Origin of the sequence: Mesorhizobium sp. M1E.F.Ca.ET.041.01.1.1 (assembly GCF_003997355.1) — a bacterium.
In the GTDB taxonomy this organism is placed as follows: Bacteria; Pseudomonadota; Alphaproteobacteria; order Rhizobiales; family Rhizobiaceae; genus Mesorhizobium.
The window spans coordinates 1-1,558 of sequence record NZ_RZSL01000944.1 but is presented as its reverse complement, the minus strand read 5'-3'; the positions used below and the strand labels follow the sequence as shown (position 1 = coordinate 1,558).

2 pseudogenes are annotated in these 1,558 nt (G+C 59.2%); one reads left to right on the top strand and one right to left on the bottom strand.

Features of this window, described 5'->3' with window-relative positions:
* Nucleotides 1-245: 245 nt before the first annotated feature.
* Nucleotides 246-509, bottom strand: a pseudogene (locus EOA38_RS36195) (transposase); the annotation flags it as partial.
* A gap of 576 nt (nt 510-1,085) precedes the next feature.
* On the opposite strand from EOA38_RS36195, the pseudogene EOA38_RS36185 reads away from it, so the two are divergent.
* A pseudogene (locus EOA38_RS36185) lies at nt 1,086-1,300 on the top strand (IS21 family transposase); the annotation flags it as partial.
* Between the last annotated feature and the right edge of the window lie 258 nt (nt 1,301-1,558).

Below are 1,558 nucleotides of genomic sequence, written 5' to 3'. Positions count from 1 at the left end.
GTGCTGGGCGATCATAGCAACAAAGAATGTGCCGTCACGACAATCGCCGACACGGTCTGCTCCAGACTGGCTCCGTGCTCGACGCCCTCAAGGCATGGCCTCGAAGCGTCGTGACCTGCCGAACCGTCAGTGCGTCGGCCAGCCTTGACCGCGTCTCGACACGGGAGCCGATGGCGATGCGTCGGCCGGGACGAAGAAACGGGCTCACCGGAACCGAACAAAGAAACGAATGAGCCAACGTCAGACTTGTCGATGTCATCCGTCGAGTGCAGCTTGGCGCGGTGCTCCTTGGGGAAAGTCATGTAGGCAAGCACGTCGGGCTCGGCGTCGTCCATGATTGTCGCCAGCTTCGGCACTTTCGGCCGGATCTGGTCGGCGACGGCGCGCCATTGCGTGCTTGCGGCCTCGGGCGTTTCCTGGGCGAAGGCGGTGGCGATGAAGGCTGAGACGACCCGGCGCCCGCTCTTGCCGGCATGGGCCAGCACGTTCCTCATGAAGTGGACGCGGCATCAGACGTTGAATGAAAAAGCGCTGTAAAAGCGGCGCCAGACTGGCATGTTGATCATGTCCTCTCAGCGGCGCTCAAAACGACGCATCGGTTCTGTCATCAGCTCAGGCGAGGCACTCAGATACATTGCATGTCAGCCACGTGGGCATGGCCGAGATAGGTGGAAAAAATCGGCAGAAGTCGCTCCGGATCTTGCTCGGCTTGATACCAGCGCAACAGCGTATTTGACGCGAAGACGTGCCTCATGTCGTGCAGACGCGGACCGTGGCTGTCAAGAATCCCGCGCAGGCCTATCCGCCGGGACAGAGGATAGAATGCTCGATGAATGTCACCCACGTCGAGGCGATTACCTCGATCGGATTTGAACAAAACGCCGCGGGGCGGCGTTTGATAAGATCTTGCAGGACTGCGCATGCGCGATGCTGGTGACGAGGTAGCAATTGTTGGGCTCTCGATGACAAACCGTTTCACAAGGATGAAGAGACACAAGCAGCCGGTACCATCGCTTGCTCGGCAACTGCCGTAGTCCTGACGGGCTTAGCGAGCGAGCGGTCACATTGAGTGTCCTTTTTCCAGCCTCTGCGCACGTCTGAGGAATCGATCCTTTTTCTCGATCGCCGAACTGCTCAAGGGACTGAACAACCGGCGATGCGCCATGTCGGCCAAAACCGCCGCGAACTGTTCAAGGAGATCGAGCGGGCTGCCTTGAAGCCGCTGCCGGCGGCACCGTTCGAATACGCCGCGTGGAAGTTGGCGAAGGTCCATCCTGACTACCATGTTCGGCCGGAAAAATAGCTTGAAGCCTTGTGCAGGGGTTCCCAAGGGGTTTGAAGTATCGGAAAATGCCGGAAATCGAATCCGATCCTGTCCCTTTCCGGTGTTTTCGCGATGCTGCCATGCCGTCCGTCACGCAACAGGCCGCGCCCCTCTTGACCGGCAACCGAAAACGGCGAAATCAATCATCCATGAACGCAACAAGGCACCCGAGGACCAACGCCGCCAAACCCCGACATTAGCGGAACCCCTGTCGAAATGCGCAGGGAAGTTGAG